Genomic DNA, 22,333 nt, shown 5'->3' with positions numbered 1-22,333 from the left:
TGCCTGCTTCTGAACAGGCACTTTTTTTTATTCGGCTGGCTGCACGATGTCAAACGGTACAGCTTTTGAGGCTTTCACTAATTGTTCTGGTGTGATGAGGATTTCATTTCCCCATTCGCCTGCCCCAACACCTAATATTTCCTCTTCTAATAACGAAGCCTCAATAATGGTGCGGAATCCTTCTGGCTGCCAGCAAAACGGCGGAATCGAGCCAATTCGATAGCCCGTCACTTCAAGAACCTTCTCCGGTGAAGCCATTTTAATATTACGGGAGCCGGCCGCTTTCTTGAGTTTCCCTGACTTAATATGCTGATCAGCGCCAACCATCACAAGCAGCTGCTCTCCTTCTCCTGTTTCAAAAATCAAAGTTTTAATCATTTGTCTTTCACGAAAACCAAGAGCTGCCGCTACATTTGCTGCTCCCTTTTCTGTTTCGGCAGAAAATGTTTTGACCTCGTATGGAATGCCATGTTTGTCCAAAAAGTCATGTGCCGGTAATTTTTTCAATCGATTGAACCCCTTTCCTTACAATGTCCTTCATTTAGCTTATCACAATCTTCTCATCCTTAAGATGTATTTTTCAATGAAAAGCCTCTGGACACACCATCACCATGCTATACTGAACTTGTTTTTGAAAAGGAGCCGGTTTGATATGGGAAACAAGTTTTGGTGTTATACAAGCAGTAAAAGCCTTCTCATGCTGAGTGATATTTTATTTGTGATGACGATCACGTTTGTCATTTATCAAGATACACAATCTGTTGCCTATGCGGCTGTATTTCCGCTGATTAGAACAATATGCCAGCTATTGGCTGGGCTCTTCTCTCCTGTTTTAACCGATTACTTTCAAGCTGGCCGGCTATTGAAATGGGTCCCGCTTTTACGTCTTGGGATGCTCATCGTGTTTACAGCCCAATTTCATTTGTTTCAGCAGCATATGGTCTGGCTGTTTAGTGCGCTTATTTTGATTTCCCTCACAGGCGGGTTCATCAGTCCTTTAATGCAGGCCATCATGCCGATGCTTGTACCAGCAAATCAGCTTGTGAAAGCAAACAGTACAGCCTCCATTTTTCATCAAATGATTCAAATCGCCGGCTATTCGTTCACTGGAATGCTCGTCCTATGGATTGGGCCATTTTATTTAATGTGGATCACTTGTGTCATGATTGTGTTGTCTTATCTATTATTCATCCCTGTCTTTCCTCTTCTCAAGCAAGAAGAGACGGTTCGAAAAGCAAATAAGATGAACAGCTTCAAAGATGGCTGGACGATCATTTGGAGAAATAAAACGGTGCGCACCCTGACCTTTATGGATGTTTGTGAAAATATTGCGGGTGCTGTGTGGATCGGGGCGATTACGCTTGCCTTTGTCACCCATGATTTAAAGCAAGGTGAGGAATGGTGGGGTTTTATCAATGCCGCTTATTATACAGGTGCCATCATAGGCGGGCTCTTAGCTGCATGGATGAGTCAGTTTATTCAAAAACAGCTTCTCCTCTATATGGCAGCTGGTTCATTCATTTATGCAGTGCTGACCATTGTCTATTCACTGAACAGCCTGCCGTGGCTTGCTTTGGTGCTTTGTATTTTGATGGGGCCTGCCTACCAAATCCGAGATGTTTCGCAGCAAACCATTCTTCAAACGGAAACGCCAGTACGTGATTTATCAAAGGTGTATTCGGCTCACTACGTCCTTTCTTCTGTATCGGTCGGTTTGTCTATTTTCTTTGTTGGATTGATGGCAGATGCATACGGGGCGAGGTCTGTGTATTTGCTGGGCGGTCTGTTTGTGCTCGTTTGTTCCGGCATTGCTATCCTTGCTTTTATGAAGCAGAAAAAAGAGAGCAGCTGATGTATGCAGCGGCTCTTTTACTTTTCTTTTAACATCGCAAACATGTCACGGGCCATGGCTTCTAAAATATACACAACTGGCGTCTGTGTGGTGATATTGGCTCTGTGGACCCGTTCATCTGTGACGTAGTAGGCAATATTTAAATCTGAAATACGCGAAATCGTGCAGTGCTGGTTATTCGTAATACTAATGATCTTGCTGCCTTCTCTTTTTAACTTCGAAATATGATCAATCGTAATACTGTTCTCCCCTGATACAGACAGCACAATGGTGACACTATTGTCTAGATACTGCATATTCATCGGGAAAAACGGATCGTTGATGTAAAATGAAAATTTCTCAAGACTTGAAAAGTACCTCGCCCCATACTGCGCCAAAATGCCAGAACTGCCAGTCCCAATAAACAGCACATTTTTTGCCTCAGCAATGAGCTTTGCTGCCTCCTTAATTTTCTCCTCAAAGTCTCCCTTCAATGTTCGTTCAATAAATTCATATAGAAAGTGCTGTGTACTTTTTAAAGAAGGTGTCTGCTCTGATTCTAAATACATTTTGAGCTTCACTTTAAACTCTGAAAAGCCTTCACAATTTACTTTTCGGCAAAAGCGAAGGACAGACGAGGTGGAAATATGTGCAGCATCTGCAAGATCTCGAATTCTCATGTACACGACCTTTTCACTGTTTTCCATGATATATCGGTATAAAGCGCTTTCTAGTTCATTAAAGCTGGAAATGACCTCACTTGAAAACATCTGACTTCCCCTTTCTCCAACAACATGTCACAATGTGTTTCTTTTATGTAACAAATCTCTAAATAGGGCACCCTTGCCTAAAGACACTGAAGTCATTTACGCACACGATGCTCTCACGATAAGCTAAAGATGTACAAACAAGAAAAAAGACTTTTCTCTATTATAACATTGCGCGTTACATTATTCGGAGGTGCAGAACATGGCAAAAGGATTAAAGGTTGTCACAATTGGCGGAGGATCAAGCTATACACCAGAGCTTGTAGAAGGATTTATTAAACGATACGATGAATTTCCGATTAGCGAGCTTTGGCTTGTTGATATTGAAGCGGGAAAAGAAAAGCTTGAGATCGTCGGAAACCTTGCAAAACGCATGGTCAAAAAAGCAGGGCTCCCAATCGAGGTTCATTTAACATTAGACCGCAGAAAAGCACTTGTAGATGCTGATTTTGTCACAACACAATTCCGTGTCGGACTTCTTGAAGCACGTATGAAAGATGAACGCATTCCTTTAAAATATGATGTCATTGGTCAAGAAACAAATGGTCCAGGAGGTCTATTCAAAGGACTTCGCACCATTCCTGTCATTCTTGATATTGTCAAAGATATTGAAGAGCTTTGCCCGAATGCATGGCTTGTGAATTTCACAAATCCAGCTGGTATGGTCACTGAAGCCGTTCTTCGTTATTCAAACCATCGTAAAGTCGTTGGTTTATGTAACGTGCCGATCGGCATTCGCATGGGAATCGCCAAAGGGCTTGGTGTCGACGCAAGCAGAGTCGAAGTCAGCTTTGCTGGATTAAACCATATGGTCTTTGGACTCAATGTATTCTTAGATGGCAAAAGCATCATGGATCAAGTCATCGAAGACATGGCTGATCCAAACTCCAGCATGTCGATGAACAACATTCAAGCGATTCCGTGGGATGCTGATTTCTTAAAAGGGCTTGGCGTCATTCCTTGTCCGTATCACCGTTACTACTACAAAACAAGTGATATGCTGGCTGAGGAAAAGAAAGCAGCAGCAAATGAAGGAACACGTGCTGAAGTCGTTCGCGCATTAGAAAATGATTTGTTCGAGCTTTACAAAGACCCTGATCTCGACATCAAGCCGCCACAGCTTGAAAAACGAGGCGGTGCCTACTACAGTGATGCGGCTTGCAACTTGATTGCATCCATTTATAACGACAAGCATGACATTCAGCCTGTAAACACCATTAATAACGGGGCTATTAGTGACATTCCAAATGATTCTGCGGTTGAACTCAACTGTGTGATCACAAAAGACGGTCCTAAACCAATCGCTGTTGGTGAAATGCCGGTCGCTGTCAAAGGACTTATTTCTCAAATTAAATCCTTTGAACGTGTAGCTGCTGAAGCAGCCGTGACAGGCGATTACAACACAGCTCTTGTGGCAATGACCATCAACCCGCTTGTCCCATCAGATGCCATTGCAAAAAGCATCCTAGATGAAATGCTAGAAGCTCACAAAGAATATTTGCCACAGTTCTTCAATAAAGTAGAAGCATAAAACTGTCTACCCGCTGACCGCACTTGTCGAAAGTGCGGGTTTTTTATTTGGCTGCAAACAGCCGGTCCATCTTAGGACGATCATAGTCTAATAGCAAGTGCTGTAAGCCTTCATAGACTGGGCGTAGACGCTCAGCATCTGCCGAAATGAGATCACAGCCTCGATCATCATATAAGTGAAAAATCATTTTTTTTGAGAGATTCATTAAGTAAATTTCATACCCCAGTTTTCCCTTCAAGATTTGATTCGGTGCATAGAAGTCCTCCTGGCACATCGCATGGAGAAGCGGACGCAATCGAATGTCTTGCAGCTGGCATTTGAGTGTAAATCTCTCTAATGTCAGTGAATCTTCTATTTCTGGACGTACATAAGTCAAAAGCTCGTGGCGCAATCTGTTCCTTACTTGCCGATGCACATACTTTTGATAGACAAGGAGCTTACGCTTCGTTAATTCATGTTCATGATCTGTATACACATCCGTCACAAGCAGCATCTCGTCTTCTGGATCAAAAGTATATTTCACAATCTCTAAAGCACGATCTCCCGCTTTTTCTAATACAATCGATTCTTTTCCTAATGACCAATCTGCCACTTCAAACCGAAGCCCAATAGGCCACTCATAAAAAAGAGGCGGCGTGAGGAAAAGATGAGGAAAATGATTTTTTAGAAACATATTTGTTTGATCACTCATTTGCTTTCCTTTCACTCGTTTTATTTTTCATTTTACCGTTAAAACATATAGGAAAACAAATTGGAAATAAACTGTCATTTCTTATATGATAGAAAGAGATGGAGGTGTGGTCAATTGAAAACATCAAAATGGTTTTTACAAGTGTTCCTTACAGCACTGATCACCATGTGGATACAGGCTGGACTTGATCAGGCGAACATCATTCAGATCACCAATGTATGGGTCGATGTCAGCAGCTGGATCCTGATCTTCTTTGTCATCTACGCACTTTTGGAATGGACAGCTCACGTCTTAGCAAAACGGAAAACCGTTCATCGTTGAACATCTCTTTTCATAGAGATGTTTTTTCTTGAAACTCTTCTTGCACCAGTTCATGAATGACGCCCATTCCTGCCTGGCTTCCAGCTGCTGCTGCGAGAACTAACTGAGCAGGACCGCCTAGATTATCACCACATGCAAAGACACCACTGACGGTTGTACGTCCAAGGATATCTGTTTCAATACCCGCATTCTTCGTCATTTGACAGCCAAGCTTTTCGGCAAATGGGGCTGACTGCTTGAATTCACTTGCGACAAAACCGCCTTCCCTATTCACTATCTCCCCATTCGCAAGCTGGAGAGAGCGCAGCTGCCCATTGTCATGATCAATCGACACAATTGGCACATCAATGACTTGAATAGAATGTGCCCTCAGAAGCGTCTTGTCCTCTTCAGCCAACACGTGCCCATTCGTAAACACGATCAAATCCTTTGTCCAATTGGAAAGAAGCTTAGCCATATGCAAGGCTCGCTGATTCTCTGCAATGAGGGCAAGTGCTTTGTCCTTTAATTCCCATCCATCACAGAAAGGACAGCTAAACAACGTTTTTCCGTACACATTATGAATTCCTTCGATCTCTGGCAATATATCCTGAAGACCTGTTGCCAAAATGATTTTTTTCGCTTCGAATGCATCCCCCTCGTGTGTCAGTAACGTAAAGCTTTCCTCTTTCTTTTGTATATCAACAATTCGACTTCGGTTGATTTTGATATTAGGGTATTTTTGAAGATCTGCCTCTCCGGCTTGTCTGATCTCAAATGGTGTCATTCCATCATTTGTAATAAATCCATGTGATTCCTGCGTCACTCGATTTCTTGGCAGCTCATCATCAAATACAGTGACCTGCTTTCTGCCTCTTCCTACAACAAGTGCTGCACTTAATCCGGCTGGTCCGCCTCCAATAATGGCACAATCTAATAACATATCAATCTCTCCTTTTCTATTCAAGACTTTAAAGACCCTTAATATCTATAATTAGTTCAAAAAAATCACATGTTGAAAAATGGATTTTTTTCTGTCTGTTCAATTTGGCTCGCTATATCAATTAACCGTTTTTGACTTAATGTCTCCTGCATTTTCGTTTCAACATCCTGCATAACTTGTTCAATCAAACAGCCATCATGAGGCATAAAGGAGTCATGCTCTAAGGAGCAGCGAAATAAATTCGTTTGTCCTTCTACAGCCTGAATGACATCTAAAAACGAAATGTCTTCCTTTCGTTTGATAAGGGTATAACCTCCCTTTGCACCAGGTGTTGATTCAATCAATCCCGCCTTCACAAGCTTTGTTAAAATTTTGGATAAATAGGTTGGTGAAAGGTCTTGCATCTTAGCAAGAGGCTCAACGCCAATCGCTTTACCCTTTGGCGCAAGAGTTAAAAACACCATCGTATGCAGCGCATAGTTGGTCGCTTTAGAATATTTCATGAGGAAACTCCTTTCTATCTATTATAGACCTTTTATATCTGTAATTGATCATAGATGATTCAAGAGAAAAAAGCAAGAGTTGTGAATCTGCTCCACTTTTCATTCCACATTTCACATTTCCTTCCGATAATAGAAGTAAGCACGAAAGAAAGTTTTGATTGAGAACGAGAAGGAGTGAAGAAAAATGTCAGATCAACAGCACAATGCAGCACACGAAGAAGAAGAGGAATTTAACGTATACGACATGCTTCCGCCCGCAGGTACAATCATCGGAGAAGCAACAGAAGAAGAAATGGATGCCGCAGCAGCACTTGAAGTGAGACATGTCGCGTTCATGCGCCTTCAAGATATGTTCATTCAATTTGATGGCTCGTCTTACAAAGACTTATTAAAAGACTTTCAAGAATTCGAAATGGATTCCACAAAATTCTGGAGAGCCATTGCTAGACGTCTTCAAATTCCGTACGAATGGCCAATCCGAATCGACCACGCAAACGGCCCTATTTATATTGGTGAAACAGAGGATAGCCGTGAGGTTGAGGAGAGCGCAGAGTAAGGAATGGCGGCCCCCTTTTGGTAAGGGGGCTTTTTGTCTCCATTACAATACATCGGTTGAAAAAACAAATAAGCAATATGAGCGCTGTCACGCCCATATTGCTTATTCTCGTGTTATGTTAACTCTGGCCAAAATGCTTGATTTGCCACAATTAAGTCGTCTAAAATATCTTTTGCTACTTTAGCACTCGGCACCGTTTTCGATAATGTGATAGCCTGCCATAGTTTTTGATAGGACCCTTCTTCAAATGCTTCTACTACTAGTTTTTCTACGCCAACTTGCTGCTCCATGAGACTTTTCTGAAATCTAGGAATCTCTCCAACTACTAATTTTTCTGGTCCATTGCTCCCAACGATACAAGGAATTTCGACCATAGCTGTTGGATCAAAGTTCCTAATGGCGCCATTGTTCTCTACAATCATCAGCATCCGTTCCTTTTTATTAAAAGCAATGGCTCTTGCTAAATCAACAATATAAGAAGCGTGCTCATCAATGGTCAGCTTTGTTTCCTTTGCAGTTCCTTTATCAATGATGGCCTGACATTCACTAAAAACAAAAGCTTCCCGCCCCTCCATCACTTCATTGGCACGCGTGAACTCAATATTTGAATGTGCCACTTCTTCATCTGGAAATATATAGTATTTCAAATACGTATTCGGTACCGTTTTTGGATCAAGTGCTTGAATATCTTTGGCCTTTTTTAATGTGCTGTTCCAGCTCTTCTGCTGTTCTAATTCAGATGTTCCATCTGTTGCATAACCATGCTGGCTTACATGCTTAATTACCTCAGGCATTAAGCTATTTCCTGATTTATCTCGAATATCTGTCCACCAGCCAAAATGATTTAAACCATAGTAATCGACTTCTAGTTCTTTCCGTGAAGATAAACCTAAATTCTTTGCAATTAATTCTTCGATGCCAATTGGCATATCGCATATGTTTAAAATCTTGGCATTCGGTCTTAGCTTACGTGTTGCCTCTGCTACTATCGCTGCAGGGTTCGAATAGTTTAACATCCAAGCTTCAGGTGAGTATTTTTCCATATAATCGACAAGTTCTAATACACCTGGAATGGACCGCATTCCGTAAGCTATTCCGCCTGGTCCGCATGTTTCCTGTCCGACGACTCCATGCTTCAATGGAATTTTCTCATCTAATTCTCGCATTGCATATTTCCCGACACGAATATGTGCCATCACAAAATCGACTTGAGTAAAGGCTTCTTCTGGGTCCGTGCTTGCCAGTAATCGTACTTCTGGTGCTCGTTCTTTTAACATAATCTCACATGCATCTGCAATCGTCTTTTGTCTAGCTTCATCATTATCATAGAGTTTAATTGTATGAATTGGGAACTCATCTAGATAGTCTAACAGCATCAAAATGATTCCCGGTGTAAATGTACTTCCGCCTCCAGCTATGGTAATATTAAATTTTTTCATCATATCCAGCTCCTTTTTCAATCTAATGATAGTTTTGTCTCAAAGGACTCTCTTACTTGCGGTACACTTAAGCCAACAATGATTTGAATGCTTTGACCACTCTTCGCCATGCCGTGGGCCAGTTTATTTTTTGTAAAGTAGTCCCTATCTTTCACCAAGCTAGGGTCAATCACTGTAATACGTAGACGTGTGGCACAGTTTGTCACATCTTTAATGTTTTCTTTACCGCCAAGGCCTTCTAAGAAATACACGGCTTTCTCTTCATACTCAGACGCATACACGGGCGCTTCTTTTTGGTCATGACCTTTTTTATGAGCATTCTCATAATCTTGTTTTGTATATAGCCTCGTCTCCTCCTCATGTTTTCGTCCTGGTAATGGAATATCGAATTTCACAATCATCCATCTAAATATGACAAAATACACTGCTGTAAAAAGAAGTCCAATCATCGCTTGGATCAGATAAGTCCCTCCATGATTTGAAGAGAGCGGAATCCAGTTCAATGCAGCTATTTCAATAAGCCCGGAACCCATCATTCCGACAACACCAAACATATTCATGATTGTCACCATGGTCGCACCAAGAAGTGCATGTATCACAAATAAATAAGGCGCGAGGAATAGGAATGTAAATTCAAGCGGTTCTGTAATTCCGGCAAATACCGCTGTTAATGTGGCGGGTAATACCAATGCCAAAACCTTTTTTCTGTTTTCTTTCGGTGTAGAAAAATACATGGCTAAAGCTATCCCTAAACAGCCAAACATCTTAATATTCCCATGCAATAAAAATCCGTATGGATAAAGATCCTTCAAATCGGAAGTGGAGGACGCAAATTCATTTAAGTGAGCAATCCAATATGGTTTTAACCCCCCATTTACAGCCGCTGGACCAAACTCAAAAGGTGTATAAATAAAATGGTGAAGTCCTGTTGGAATTAACACCCTTTCCAAGAAATGAAACAGCCAGACACCAATATAACCAGACTGTGCCATGAACCCTTGGAGAGATTGAATCCCCTGCTGAACATAGGGCCATACAAAAGCAACGATAAAAGCAATAGGAATCATCACAAAGAATCCGATGATGACAACAAATACAAGCCCCTGGAAAATCCCAAGCATTTCAGGCAGCTTTTGATCATAAAAACGATTATGGATCCAAATGACGATTCCAGATATCATCACCGCACCAATGATACTTGTATCCAGCGTAGGTATACCCGCAATTTCTTTTACACCCGCTACATTCTCGACACCTTGCGATAAATCAACGCCAAAAGTAGACGGCCAAAGTGTCAAAATAGCATGAATATAATTGTTAAATACAAGATAAATCATCAAAGCTGCGAGCGTCGCACGTGCTTGCGCTTTTTTTGCAAGTGAGATGGGCAATCCAATCACAAAGGCTAATTCCATATGATTGAAAATCGTCCATCCCCCGCTTTCAATCAGTGACCAAACCTTGTACCACATCGTACCTTCTCCAGCCATTTCCCCCATAATCGCTGGATTCTTACATAAAGTCGCGAGGCCGACAACAATACCAAAAAACGCGAATAAAAGTACAGGAACTACCATAGCACTGCCAAACCGCTTGATTACATTCATAAGCATAACCCCTTTGCTTGATCCATAACATCACTGTAAAGGTAGCGCTTACAAAAACCAATAGGTTTGACGTATTTAGAAATCAAGTTGTAACATTAGATTATATTTTCACAGGAAGAAAATATTTTCATGTTGGAGGGCACATCGCATGATACTGGACAAGCTGGTTAATAAACACTTCGAAGATTTAAACAAGAATGACCTGCACATTATTAAAACAATCCATGATCATCTTGAAGAAATGAAGACAATGAAAATTCAGGACCTTGCCCGTTATGCTCATACTTCCATCTCATCCATCCATCGGCTTGCTAAGAAAATAGGGTTCGACGGCTACAGTGACTTAAAGTCTTATGTGAAATTAAATGCTTTCACTGAAGAGACAACACAAGATTTAATGCAGCTGCTTGATCAAGATATCCGGCAGACAAGAAAATATATGGAGCAACTGGACTTTCATCAATTAAATCAACTGATTGATCGTGCACCGTATATTTATATTTATGGGACAGGAACAGCACAGCTTGATTTAGCAAATGATGTACAGCGGCAGCTATGGTCACTGCATAAGAAATCTCAAGTATTACGAAGCAAGCGGGATTTAACAGATGGAATCATTGAATTTGGTGAGGATGACCTTTTATTTATCATTTCTTTATCGGGTGAATCGAAGAATTTAGATGAAATCATTCAATTGGTGAAAACGAGACATATCAAATTTATCAGCATGACCACATTAAGGAATAACCTCCTTGCACAAAATGCCATGTTTAACATCTATGTAAGCAGCACCCCGTTTCACTTATATAACAAAGTGGACAACTCCAGCTTTCTGCCATTTTACATTGTGGCAGATATTATCGTCAGAAAATTTAGTGAGTGGAAAGTGAACCAATTGAATAATAAGACTTAAACATAACAGATACAGTTTTGGAGAGAGATTCAATGTTGCTTCGCAAAAAAAGAGAGACTCTTTTGTCTCTCTCAAAAAATACTGTATAACAACGGTTTTAATGAACTATATCTACTAGCGGCTGCCTTTTCCTATTCAGCAGTATAATGCCCAGCAATCAGTTCATCAAACGAATCCGCTAATTTGAAATCCGTCTCATCTTCTAGATCAAAGTAGTGAATCGGCGGATGCTCCTTTGTTTCTCTGTAATCCAATGCAATCCACGTATGACCATCCCCACAAATAAGCACAAGTCCCTCAGGCAATTCCCATTCTTCTATTAAATAATCACTATCCATAATGCCTTCGTCTTTGGCAATTCCTCTTAAATGATCAAATGATACATGATCCTCTGCCCATCCATTCGGCTGATCCGTTGGAAAAGCGTTATGCAGGGTATACCCGCCATTTTGTTCGAGGATCAGTTGCTTATATGTATCAGGCAGGATGACGCCTAGCTTCTTTTCCGCTTCTGCAATGCCTTTCTCATTGATTTTCTTAAATGTTTCTTCGCTTTCTCTATCTTTATCCCAAAATGGTTTCAAATAAAATACCTCCAATTGTTATTTCTATCTCATTTTACCATTTAAGAGAACTAGTTTAATAGTCCTATTTAATAAAAAAGAGAAGGGTTCCCCTCCTCCTCTTGTTGGTCATGATTGTTCTTGATTTCTCGCTTCAAATTCATCCAGCATGGCACGCACTTCATCTGTTGATGATGTGTTCATTAATTGATTTCTTAAGAAACTCGCTCCTCTGAATCCTTTTACATAAATCTTAAAGAAACGATGCAACGCCTTGAATGGACGCAAGCCTAATGAAGAATATTGATCATGAAGGTCAAGATGTAATCTTAAAAGACCAAGCAGTTCATCGCTTGTATGCTCCTTCGGCTCTTTTTCAAAAGCAAATGGGTTATGGAAAATTCCGCGCCCAATCATCACGCCGTCTATTCCATACTGTTCAGCGAGCTTTAAGCCTGTTTGACGATCAGGAATATCACCATTGATCGTCAAAAGAGTATCCGGTGCTACTTCATCACGAAGTTTTTTGATCTCAGGAATGAGCTCCCAATGCGCATCCACCTGGCTCATTTCCTTTCTTGTGCGAAGATGGATTGATAAATTCACAATATCTTGCTCCAAAATATGTCTAAGCCACCCGCGCCATTCATCGACCTCAGTAAAACCAAGTCTTGTTTTCACACTGACAGGTAATCCCCCTGCTTTTGCCGCTTGAATCAGCTCTGCCGCAACGTCTGGACGAAGAATCAAGCCGCTGCCCTTTCCGTTTTGTGTGACATTCGGGACAGGACAGCCCATATTAATATCAAGCCCCTGAAATCCCATTTCCGCCATTCCAATGCTCATTTGTCTAAAGTTCTCAGGCTTGTCTCCCCAAATATGAGCAACAATCGGCTGCTCATCCTCTGTAAACGTTAAACGCCCCTTCACACTTTGAATGCCATCAGGATGGCAATAGCTCTCACTGTTCGTAAACTCTGTAAAAAACACATCCGGTCTCGCCGCCTCACTCACAACATGACGAAACACAACATCTGTCACTTCTTCCATTGGTGCTAATATAAAAAATGGCCGCGGTAAATCACGCCAGAAATTTTTACTCATCTTTCATCCAATTCCTCTCATGACATAGCGCCTAAAGGGCTTGTCCTTCTGTAAATTCTTTCAGCAATTTTTATCATTATATACTTTAATATGAACCGTGCAAAATTGCAAAAAAGGACATTTGGTGATGAATTGCGGGATAAAAATATTAATTCCACTTCCAAATATCATTTTTTAGGCCGATTGAACATACAAAAATAAAAACATCCCGATATCAATGTTTTTCACAGAATCGGGATGTCACAATACATTACTGATTAATCACAAGACTTGCTACACATTCTACATGGTTGGTATGCGGAAACATATCCACAGGCTGCACTTCCTCTGTCACATACCCGCCATCTTCAAGAATTCTCAAATCACGAGCAAGCGTCCCTGGATTACAGGACACGTAAACAACTCGTTTTGGTTTCATCTTTAAAATGGTGTCAAGCAGTGCTTCGTCACAGCCTTTTCTTGGCGGATCAACGACTAATGTATCTGCTTTGATGCCTTCTTTGTACCAGTTTGGGATGACGGTTTCTGCTTCGCCGACTGCGAATTCAACATTGTTGATTCCGTTTAAGGCAGCGTTGCGTTTTGCGTCTTCAATTGCTTCTGGAACAATTTCAACCCCATAAACTCTGCCTGCTTTTTGTGCGAGAAATAAGGAAATCGTACCGATTCCGCAGTAGGCATCGATGACGGTTTCTTCGCCTTGCAGCTCTGCATATTCAAGCGCTTTGTCATAAAGCACCTTTGTTTGAGCTGGGTTCACTTGATAAAATGAGCGGGCTGAAATGGCAAATTTGATGTCGCCAATCGTGTCATAAATGTATTCTTCGCCCCATAAAACGGTTGTTTCGTCTCCGAAAATGACATTTGTTTTCTTTGAATTCACGTTTTGTACAATTGACCGAACATGTGGGAAGCGTGCTATAATCTGCTCAATCACCTGCTGCTTTTGCGGAAAGTCAGCTGTTCTAGTAACAAACACAACCATCATTTCACCTGTTGCAATACCGTAGCGAACCATCACATGACGCAGCCAGCCTTTGTGCCGCTCTTCGTTATATGCTTTGATGCCAAACGCATTGCATATGTCTTTTACTGCCTGTACCACTTCGTCGTTTTCTGACTGTTGAATCAAACATTTTTCCATATCAATGATTTCATGAGTACGCTGCTGATAAAAACCTGCAACAAGTCCGCCTTCTCGTTCGCCAACTGGAACTTGTGCTTTGTTTCGGTAATTCCAAGGGTCTTCCATGCCGAGTACAGGATGAACTTTTACACGGCTCATATCAAGCTTGCCGATCCGCTCTAAAACGTCCTTTACTTGTTTCTGTTTGAATAGCAGCTGGCCTTCATAGCTCATATGCTGAATTTGACAGCCGCCGCACTGTTTGTAAATGGGACATGGCGCATCTTGCCTGTGCTGACTTTCCTTTGTCAGCTCCATGAGTCGTCCAAAAGCAAATCCTTTTTTGACTCGTGTGACTTTGATTTTTCCTTGTTCGTCAGGAAGGGCATTCGGTACAAAGACAGGGAATCCTTCAATTTTCGCTACACCTGCACCTTCATGCGTTAAGTCTTCGAAGGTTACATTGTAGTATTCATTCTTTTCAACAGGCGGTTTCATTTTCACCAATTTTATCACCTCATTTGCAAAGAAAAACTTGGCCGCCATAAGGAACCAAGTTCAGTCTTCACCCTATTTTTTCAGCTGTTGCTTTTGGCACAATAAATTCAATATGGCGATACAGGTTTTCAAATTCACCTGGCAGCATGCCGCCGTATTCACCATCTAAATTCAATTGCATTTTATCTTTTACATCTACCTTCACGCGATTCGCTTTTGCGTAGATGACATTGTTATCATGAATATGCTCGCCTCTGAGTGCAAGGCTGACCACTCGAATGGCTTCTGCTAGATTGACCTTCTTTAGAATGATCAGGTCAAACATCCCATCATCTAAAATGGAATCTGGCGCTAGTTTTTCAAAGCCGCCTACTGAGTTTGTGAGTGAAACAAGAAACAGCATGATTTCTCCATGAAACAATTTGCCGTCATATTCAATTTCGACTTCTGTCGGGCGGATAGAAGGAAGCATCTCCATGCCTTTTAAATAATAAGCAAGCTGTCCAAGCATGGTCTTCAGCTTGCTAGGCACCTCATAGGTGAGCTCTGTTAACCGGCCGCCGCCAGCAATATTAATAAAATAATGGCCATTGACTTTACCGATATCAAGCGGCTTCGCTACACCCTCAATAATGGCATCTGTCGCTTTTAAAACACCTTCTCGTGGAATGCCAAGTGCTCTTGCGAAGTCATTTGTCGTTCCAACTGGAATAATTCCTAGTTTCGGTCTTTTTTCAAGCGGTGCTAGTCCGTTGACGACTTCATTGATCGTGCCGTCTCCACCTGCTGCTACAATTAAATCAAAATCTCTCTGTGCGGCTTTTTCTGCTGCTTGCGTGGCATCTCCTGCACATGTCGTCGCATGACAAGAAGTTTCATAGCCAGCTTGTTCAAATTTTTGCAAAACCTGCGGTAAATTCTTCTTGAAGAGTTCACGCCCAGATGTCGGATTGTATATAATTCGAGCACGTTTCATTCATCATCATCCTATATTCATTATGCAATCTATTTTCACCACTAACAACCTTTAATTATACTATGAGATTTGAAAATGGCAACAAAACAACCACCTAATTATGTGAAATCTCCTAGCCAATCTCCCTCAGCAAGAAAGCATTCTGATAAGATAAAAGAAAACGCTGTAAAGGATGATATGCGATGAAAAAGCCTGTCTATTTTAATCATGACGGCGGTGTTGATGACCTCGTCTCTTTATTTCTTCTCCTTCAAATGGAACATGTGAAAGTCATCGGTATGTCTGTGATACCTGCTGATTGTTATTTAGAGCCTGCTCTCAGTGCATCTCAAAAAATCATTGATCGATTCAGCCCTTATGAAATTGAAGTCGCTGCTTCAACTTCTAGAGGCGTCAATCCGTTTCCGAAGGATTGGCGTATGCATGCTTTTTATGTAGATGCTCTGCCAATTTTAAATGAAAAAGGCAATGTTGATACAAAAGTGTCCAAGCTGCCAGCACACCTTCACCTGATTGAAACGGTTAAGAAGGCAAAAGAACCTGTCACCCTGCTCTTTACTGGTCCGCTCACAGATCTTGCACGCGCTTTAGAAGAAGATCCTTCGATCTCTAATAAAATTGAGAAATTGGTGTGGATGGGCGGCACGTTCCTTGAAAAAGGCAATGTTGAAGAACCCGAGCATGATGGGACAGCAGAATGGAATGCCTTTTGGGACCCTTATGCTGTCAGCACTGTCTTTCAGGAACCGTTTCCTATTGAAATGGTCGCGCTTGAAAGTACAAATCAAGTCCCGCTTACACTTGATGTACGTCAGCGCTGGGCTTCTCTTCGTTCTCATATTGGAATAGATTTTATCGGACAGTGCTACGCCTTTTGTCCGCCGCTCATTCATCATGAAACGAACTCGACTTACTACTTATGGGACGTGCTGACAACGATCACTCTTGCTTCCTCTTCATTTACTCGCTCAAAAGAAGTGAACGCAATCGTTTATACCGAAACGCCTAGACAAGGTCGCACTGAAGAGCATCCAGATGGAAAATCAATTCAAGTGATTGACCATGTCGATCGTGATGCCTTTTTCCACGCATTTGAAGAGCTTATGAGAAAAGCTGTTTGTCAGATTTCAAAATAAAAAAGCCCCGCTCATTGGCGGGGCTTCCTCTTACTCTTCTTCTGCGTACTTTTTCTTACGTCTAAACTTGCTTAACATTTCATACACGATTGGAACGATAACCAATGTGAGAAGTGTAGAACTTGTTAAACCGCCAATTACGGTAACACCAAGTCCTTTTGATACGATCTGGCTTCCGCCTTCAAATCCTAATGCGAGTGGTAGCAGTGCACCAATTGTCGCAAGTGCCGTCATTAAGATTGGACGTAATCTTGTTGTACCTGCTTCAAGTAACGCTTCTCTTGTTGAGAGACCTTCTTGTTCTTTATGAATCACTCGGTCAATCAAGACAATGGCATTAGTTACAACGATACCGATCAGCATGAGCAATCCAATCATGGCATTTAAGCTGATGGTTTCTTTTGCTATAAACAATCCAAGCAGTGCGCCAATAATCGTAAATGGCAGGGAGAAAAGAATCGCAAATGGTGCAAGACCTCCGCCAAATGTGATGACGAGAACGAGATACACAATGGCAATCGCTGCAAGCATTGCAAGGCCCAGCTGTGTAAAGGATTCCTCAATATCCGCACTTACGCCGCCTGTGTCAATCGTTACGCCAGATTTTAGATCAAGCTTGTCGACTTTCTTCTGAACATCCTGCGTTACACTTGAGACGTCGTCTGTTGTCATGTCACCAGACACTTCTGCGTAGATTTTTCCATCACGTTTTGTCACCGTATTTGCAGTCGTACCATCTTTTACTTTGACGACATCACCAATTCGGACTTCTTGCCCTGTTGGTGTGGTGATCTTTTTATTTTCTAAATCTTTTTTGCTCTTATATTCATCTTTTTCCGTTTGAAGCTTCACATCAAGTTCTTTGCCGTCCTCTGTGACTTTCGTCAGTGTTGTTTCACTATTTTGAGGTGCAATTGCTTGAGCGATTTGTGAAGCAGTTAGACCTAGTTTCGCTAGTTTTTCTTGATCTGCATTAAACGTATATTCATCGTATTTCTCAGATAAGCTTGTGCTGACATTTTTCAGGTTTTTCTCATCTTTTAAGATGTTCTCAACATCTTTTACTGTGCCTTCAATATCACTTGCTTTGTCCCCGTACACATAGTATGTCACGGTATTATTTGCACCAGCAGATGAGAAGTTTTGTGATTTCCATTCCCCTTTAGACGCTTTGTCTTGAAGGGCTTTGACCACCCGGTCTTTTTCTTTATCAAAGTTTGGCGTGTCATCATCATATTGTACGAAGAATAATGCACCGTTAGAGTTACCGCCAACACTTGCGGTCATGGCATTTGAAGAGCCTAGTGAATACTGAACTGTATTGACATGGTCACGTTTCATCAAATATTCTTCAGCTTTTTTCGTTTCATCAATTGCTTGCTCTCTCGTTTGTCCAGGTTCAGGTGTATATGTTACCATGGCCGTTTTCTCTGCTTCCTGTGGTAAGAAGCTGACACCGACAAGTGGTGCTAAGAATAAGCTTCCGACAAGCATAAGAATGGCAATTCCTGATGTGATCCATTTATGGTTGAGTGTCCAATTAAGTACACGTCTATAACCGCCAGCAAGTTTGCTTGGTTTATGCTCTTTTACTTTTTTCGCTGTGCCGTAGAGATTCTTTTTAAATAGACTGTGTGCCATCATTGGAACAATTGTAATAGCGACAAGCAGTGAAGCAAGCAACGCAAACACAATTGTTAGGGCAAATGGGATGAATAGTTCACCAATCATTCCACCTACTAATGCTAACGGTAAGAATACTGCAATTGTCACAATCGTCGAAGACATGATTGGGATAAACATTTCTTTTGTGGCTTCTCTGACGAGTGCCTTACCTTTTAACGGTTCATCCTTTAACGCCATTCGTCGATAGATATTTTCTATGACCACTATCGAGTCATCGACAACACGCCCGATGGCGACGGTCATGGCACCAAGTGTCATAATATTTAACGTGATATCCAGCTGATTTAATATTAAAACAGCAATCAACAGAGATAACGGAATGGAAATGACCGAAATTAATGTTGATTTGATATCTCGCAGGAACAACATAATGATAATGATCGCAAAGATTGCTCCGATGATCGCCTTGTTCAGCATTGTGCTGACAGACTCTTTAATCGGCTCTGCTTGATCATATGTGGTGCTTACTTTGATGCCTTTGTTGTCTTTTTTGAATTTCTCAAGCTCTTTTGTCACTTCTTCTGCTACACTCACTGTGTTGGCATCAGAGCCTTTGACAATTTGCAGACCGATACTGTCTTTTCCATTCGTTCTAGAGATCGATTCTGCATCTTTTACGACTTTAATATCTGCTATCTCAGATAGCTTGATCGTCGGCAGCTCTACAGATTGACTGCTTGCTGCACCTCCACCTGCTGGCTGCTGAGCTGCTGCTTGCTGCTGACTTGCACTTCCAGCCTGCTGCTCCGCACCTTGCGCACCTGGGTTTTCTGAACCGCTAGAAGGTGCTCCAGCTCCAGCGCTTCCCGCACCGCCGCCTGCACTTGGTGTGACTGGAATACGCATGTTTTTCAAATCTTTGACGCTTAAAATATTGCCGTCCACGACAACTGATTTTTGTTTGTTGCCAAATGTGTATAGACCTAGTGGTACATTCACATCAGAGCCTTTGATCATGTTTTGGACGGTATCTTCATCTAGACCGTATTCTTTCAATTTCTTTTGTTTAAACGAAAATTCTACTTCTTTGATTTGCTGTCCTGAAGTTTCGACAGAAGAGACACCGTCTAATCCTTGAAGTGAAGGAACGAGATCATTTTCTACTTTTTGTGTAAGGTCTTGTAATGATTCTTTATCACCAGAGACACTTAGGGCTAGGATTGGAATCGCATTAATACTAAAGCGTGCGATTTTAGGTTTTTCTGCATTTTCAGGGAAATCGATATTGCTAATCGCATCTTCAATTTCCTTTTTTGCTTCATCCATGTCTTTGTTGTAATCGTACTCGATTTGAATGGATGATGCATTTTCAAATGAATTAGAAGTGACCACGCTGACCCCATTGAGGTTTTGAATCGATTTTTCAATTGGATCTGTCACCTTATCTGATACTTCGTCCGGCGTTGCGCCAGGGTACGTTGTAGAAACCGTAATGACTGGCGTGTTGATATTCGGGATTGATTCTTGTTTCATATTCAATCCGGCATATAGACCAGCAACTGTTACGATAATCGTCATGAGCCATACAGCGAACTTATTCTTTAATACAAAATTGATGATCGAATTCATTATATCCTCCATTTTCCTTTATGTATTGACTGACTGGTCATTCTATATCATAATAAACGGTGATATACAATGCCGTCAACCATTTCACTTGCGTTTGACGTAACATTCTAAAGCTGAAGGGGCCTTATTTCATGAACGAAAAAAAAGAAAAAATCATTAAAGCAAGCATCCAATTGTTTGCGAAAAAGGGTTTTTCTTCTACGACCATTCAGGAAATTGCAGATGAATGCGGAATATCAAAAGGCGCATTTTATTTACATTTCAAATCAAAAGAACAGCTTTTCAACCGAGCGTTTGAATATTATATCGACACTTCGATGCAAACTATCGAAATGATTCGAAAAGAGAATCAGCATCTCGCGCCGAGAGAGATCTTTCAGAAACAAATCGCTGAACAGTTCCAGCATTTTGCTGAGAACAAGGATTTTATCATTCTGATCCTCAGCGAGAACATTATTCCGGAAAACCAGCAGATTAAAAAGTATTCAAAAACTGTGAAAAAGCAAATGAACGATGAAATTCAAATTTCCATCTTGACCACTTATGGACAGGAGATCGAACCATATGTAACTGACCTGTCAGTCATGATCCAAGGCATTATCCAATCATATGTGCAGGTTCTGCTTTTACAGGATCAAATGCAATTATCATTTGATGAGCTCTCATCCTTTATACTCGAACGGTTTGATGATCTGGTCCACGGCTTGCTTCGTTCTCAGACGAAGCCGATTTTGAAGCAAACCATTTGGGATGATGAAGCGCCGAGTGCTGCTTCCCTTCAAGAGGAGCTTCGTTCGTTAAAGCTTGAGCATCTGCTTTCAGATGATACTGTTGTATCCATTGAAGTGATTGAAGAAGAGCTGGCAAAAGCTGAACCTCGTAAGCCAGTCATCCAAGGGATGCTGACGAATTTAGAAAAGTGTGAGGACCCTGCTGTTCTAAGAGCAGTGGAGCAATTGAAGCTGTTTCTTCAGTAACATGACGTGCTGTTTTCGATTTAGCTCACCTTTCCCCTTCGAATGTGCACTTTCGCTTATGCTTCATTATAAGAAAAGATTCTCTAAATTGATATACGGCGGTGGTCTGAATCTATGATAAGACCCTGTCATTTCAAGCAAAAAAAAACCGCCTATTACATAAGGCGGTTTTTTGCGATTTAGCGCTTTTTGATTTCTTCAAGGAGAATCTTGTTCACCATCGGCGGGTTAGCTTGGCCCTTCGATGCTTTCATGATTTGTCCGACTAAGAAGCCAATCGCGCGGTCTTTACCATTTTTAAAGTCTTCAATGGATTGCGGGTTGTTATCAAGTGCTTCTGTAACGAGTTTAAGCAGCGCACCTTCGTCAGAAATTTGGACAAGTCCTTTTTCTTTGACGATTGTTTCTGCATCTCCCCCATTTTCAATGAGCTCTTTGAATACCTTTTTCGCAATCTTTGAGGAAATTGTTCCTTTTTCAATGAGCTTGATCATGCCAGCAAGTCCTTGCGGCGTTAGCTTTGTATCGTTCAGCTCTTTTTGAGCAGAGTTTAAGTAAGCAGATACTTCACCCATGAGCCAGTTCGATGCTTGCTTCGCTTCTGCACCTTCTGAAATGGTCGCTTCAAAGAAATCAGACATTTCTTTCGTCAGCGTGAGTACCATTGCATCGTATGCAGGGAGTCCAAGCTCATCGATATAGCGTTTGCGGCGCTCGTCTGGAAGCTCTGGAATTGATGCTCTTACGCGTTCTTTCCACTCGTCATCAATGTACAGTTCCACCAAATCTGGTTCTGGGAAGTAGCGGTAATCATCAGATCCCTCTTTGACACGCATCAGGATCGTCTTTTTAGACGCTTCATCATAACGGCGGGTTTCTTGTTCGATCAAGCCGCCAGAAAGCAATACTTGCTCTTGACGCTTTTCTTCGAATTCAAGGCCTTTTTGTACGAAAGCGAATGAGTTCAAGTTTTTGAGCTCTGTCTTTGTACCAAACTCTTCACGGCCGATTGGGCGAAGAGAAATATTGGCATCACAGCGAAGTGAGCCTTCTTCCATTTTACAGTCAGAAACGCCTGTATATTGAATAATGGATTTTAATTTTTCTAAGTAAGCATACGCTTCTTCTGGTGTGCGAATATCTGGCTCAGATACGATTTCAACTAGCGGTGTGCCTTGACGGTTGAAATCGACGAGTGAGTAACCGTCGCCTGTATGCGTCAATTTCCCAGCATCCTCTTCCAAATGAAGACGCGTAATACCGATTCGTTTTGTTTTGCCTTCTACTTCAATTTCAATCCAGCCGTTTTCACCGATCGGTTTATCAAATTGAGAAATTTGATACGCCTTTGGGTTATCAGGATAGAAGTAGTTTTTACGGTCAAATTTTGTATCTGTTGCGATTTCACAGTTCAGCGCCATGGCCGCTTTCATCGCAAAGTTCACCGCTTCTTTGTTCAGTACAGGCAATACGCCAGGATATCCAAGGTCGATGACACTTGTTTGCGTGTTGGCAGCTGCACCAAAAGGTGTCGGCGAGCTTGAGAAAATTTTCGATTGTGTTTTTAGCTCTACGTGGACTTCAAGTCCAATTACCGTTTCAAAGTTCATTCTGATT

At 41.5% G+C, this 22,333-nt stretch carries 19 protein-coding genes and 1 pseudogene; 7 read left to right on the top strand and 13 right to left on the bottom strand.

Going from position 1 to position 22,333, the window contains the following annotated elements:
• Window positions 1-27: 27 nt before the first annotated feature.
• Window positions 28-507 (bottom strand): YbaK/EbsC family protein, encoded by a 480-nt coding sequence (locus MHI23_RS03555; RefSeq protein WP_024426664.1) that lies wholly within the window; start codon window positions 505-507, stop codon window positions 28-30.
• A 145-nt stretch (window positions 508-652) separates the two neighbouring features.
• Here MHI23_RS03555 and MHI23_RS03550 point away from each other — a divergent pair, with 145 nt between their 5' ends.
• Window positions 653-1,852, top strand: coding sequence for an MFS transporter (locus tag MHI23_RS03550; protein WP_076841110.1), 1,200 nt, complete (start codon window positions 653-655; stop codon window positions 1,850-1,852).
• A 17-nt stretch (window positions 1,853-1,869) separates the two neighbouring features.
• Here the strand turns inward: MHI23_RS03550 and MHI23_RS03545 are convergent, their stop codons facing one another.
• Window positions 1,870-2,601 (bottom strand): MurR/RpiR family transcriptional regulator, encoded by a 732-nt coding sequence (locus MHI23_RS03545; RefSeq protein ID WP_041108639.1) that lies wholly within the window; start codon window positions 2,599-2,601, stop codon window positions 1,870-1,872.
• Between the two features lie 199 nt (window positions 2,602-2,800).
• Between MHI23_RS03545 and MHI23_RS03540 the strand changes: the two genes are divergently transcribed.
• A complete protein-coding gene (locus MHI23_RS03540; RefSeq protein WP_024424565.1) occupies window positions 2,801-4,129 on the top strand; it encodes a 6-phospho-beta-glucosidase in 1,329 nt (442 codons plus the stop codon).
• Window positions 4,130-4,172: 43 nt separating this feature from the next.
• Here the strand turns inward: MHI23_RS03540 and MHI23_RS03535 are convergent, their stop codons facing one another.
• Window positions 4,173-4,820, bottom strand: coding sequence for a DUF3885 domain-containing protein (locus tag MHI23_RS03535; protein WP_218677238.1), 648 nt, complete (start codon window positions 4,818-4,820; stop codon window positions 4,173-4,175).
• A 114-nt stretch (window positions 4,821-4,934) separates the two neighbouring features.
• Between MHI23_RS03535 and MHI23_RS03530 the strand changes: the two genes are divergently transcribed.
• Window positions 4,935-5,141: a hypothetical protein gene (locus MHI23_RS03530; RefSeq protein WP_218677251.1), complete on the top strand. Its 207-nt coding sequence runs from the start codon at window positions 4,935-4,937 to the stop codon at window positions 5,139-5,141.
• A gap of 10 nt (window positions 5,142-5,151) precedes the next feature.
• Here the strand turns inward: MHI23_RS03530 and MHI23_RS03525 are convergent, their stop codons facing one another.
• Both MHI23_RS03525 and MHI23_RS03520 read right to left on the bottom strand, forming a co-directional pair.
• Complete coding sequence (locus tag MHI23_RS03525; RefSeq protein WP_218677239.1) at window positions 5,152-6,063, bottom strand: NAD(P)/FAD-dependent oxidoreductase; 912 nt, start codon at window positions 6,061-6,063, stop codon at window positions 5,152-5,154.
• Window positions 6,064-6,128: 65 nt separating this feature from the next.
• Window positions 6,129-6,566: an Rrf2 family transcriptional regulator gene (locus MHI23_RS03520; protein ID WP_103132299.1), complete on the bottom strand. Its 438-nt coding sequence runs from the start codon at window positions 6,564-6,566 to the stop codon at window positions 6,129-6,131.
• A gap of 184 nt (window positions 6,567-6,750) precedes the next feature.
• On the opposite strand from MHI23_RS03520, the gene MHI23_RS03515 reads away from it, so the two are divergent.
• Complete coding sequence (locus MHI23_RS03515) at window positions 6,751-7,122, top strand: hypothetical protein (protein WP_024426669.1); 372 nt, start codon at window positions 6,751-6,753, stop codon at window positions 7,120-7,122.
• A gap of 113 nt (window positions 7,123-7,235) precedes the next feature.
• Here the strand turns inward: MHI23_RS03515 and MHI23_RS03510 are convergent, their stop codons facing one another.
• A complete protein-coding gene (locus MHI23_RS03510; protein WP_342492289.1) occupies window positions 7,236-8,561 on the bottom strand; it encodes a 6-phospho-alpha-glucosidase in 1,326 nt (441 codons plus the stop codon).
• A 17-nt stretch (window positions 8,562-8,578) separates the two neighbouring features.
• Window positions 8,579-10,168, bottom strand: a complete 1,590-nt coding sequence (locus tag MHI23_RS03505) for an alpha-glucoside-specific PTS transporter subunit IIBC (protein ID WP_342492288.1) — start codon at window positions 10,166-10,168, stop codon at window positions 8,579-8,581.
• A gap of 148 nt (window positions 10,169-10,316) precedes the next feature.
• Here MHI23_RS03505 and MHI23_RS03500 point away from each other — a divergent pair, with 148 nt between their 5' ends.
• Entirely contained in the window at window positions 10,317-11,081 is a 765-nt protein-coding gene (locus MHI23_RS03500; protein WP_034623071.1) for a MurR/RpiR family transcriptional regulator, read from the top strand.
• A gap of 134 nt (window positions 11,082-11,215) precedes the next feature.
• On the opposite strand, the pseudogene MHI23_RS03495 reads toward MHI23_RS03500, so the two are convergent.
• The 4 genes and pseudogenes from MHI23_RS03495 to MHI23_RS03480 form a co-directional block, all read right to left on the bottom strand.
• A pseudogene (locus tag MHI23_RS03495) lies at window positions 11,216-11,665 on the bottom strand (SMI1/KNR4 family protein); the annotation flags it as partial.
• A gap of 108 nt (window positions 11,666-11,773) precedes the next feature.
• The gene (locus MHI23_RS03490) at window positions 11,774-12,748 is read right to left on the bottom strand and encodes a tRNA-dihydrouridine synthase (RefSeq protein WP_024424556.1); all 975 of its coding nucleotides are present in this window, start codon (window positions 12,746-12,748) and stop codon (window positions 11,774-11,776) included.
• Between the two features lie 250 nt (window positions 12,749-12,998).
• Entirely contained in the window at window positions 12,999-14,378 is a 1,380-nt protein-coding gene (rlmD, locus tag MHI23_RS03485) for a 23S rRNA (uracil(1939)-C(5))-methyltransferase RlmD (protein WP_208945881.1), read from the bottom strand.
• A 61-nt stretch (window positions 14,379-14,439) separates the two neighbouring features.
• Window positions 14,440-15,348: a diacylglycerol kinase gene (locus MHI23_RS03480; protein WP_024424554.1), complete on the bottom strand. Its 909-nt coding sequence runs from the start codon at window positions 15,346-15,348 to the stop codon at window positions 14,440-14,442.
• A 182-nt stretch (window positions 15,349-15,530) separates the two neighbouring features.
• Between MHI23_RS03480 and MHI23_RS03475 the strand changes: the two genes are divergently transcribed.
• Window positions 15,531-16,484, top strand: coding sequence for a nucleoside hydrolase (locus MHI23_RS03475; RefSeq protein WP_024426675.1), 954 nt, complete (start codon window positions 15,531-15,533; stop codon window positions 16,482-16,484).
• Window positions 16,485-16,514: 30 nt separating this feature from the next.
• On the opposite strand, the gene MHI23_RS03470 is transcribed toward MHI23_RS03475, so the two are convergent.
• Window positions 16,515-19,739 carry an efflux RND transporter permease subunit gene (locus tag MHI23_RS03470; protein ID WP_218677246.1) on the bottom strand — a complete coding sequence of 1,075 codons (3,225 nt, stop codon included), beginning with the start codon at window positions 19,737-19,739 and terminating at the stop codon, window positions 16,515-16,517.
• Window positions 19,740-19,870: 131 nt separating this feature from the next.
• Between MHI23_RS03470 and MHI23_RS03465 the strand changes: the two genes are divergently transcribed.
• Entirely contained in the window at window positions 19,871-20,716 is an 846-nt protein-coding gene (locus MHI23_RS03465) for a TetR/AcrR family transcriptional regulator (protein ID WP_025092652.1), read from the top strand.
• 179 nt (window positions 20,717-20,895) lie between these two features.
• Here the strand turns inward: MHI23_RS03465 and gatB are convergent, their stop codons facing one another.
• Window positions 20,896-22,326 (bottom strand): Asp-tRNA(Asn)/Glu-tRNA(Gln) amidotransferase subunit GatB, encoded by a 1,431-nt coding sequence (gene gatB / locus MHI23_RS03460; protein ID WP_024426678.1) that lies wholly within the window; start codon window positions 22,324-22,326, stop codon window positions 20,896-20,898.
• Between the last annotated feature and the right edge of the window lie 7 nt (window positions 22,327-22,333).

This window comes from Bacillus sp. FSL M7-0003 (assembly GCF_038628485.1).
GTDB lineage: Bacteria > Bacillota > Bacilli > Bacillales > Bacillaceae > Bacillus > Bacillus safensis.
Note: the sequence above shows the minus strand (reverse complement) of the source record. Positions and strands in the feature narration are given on the sequence as shown.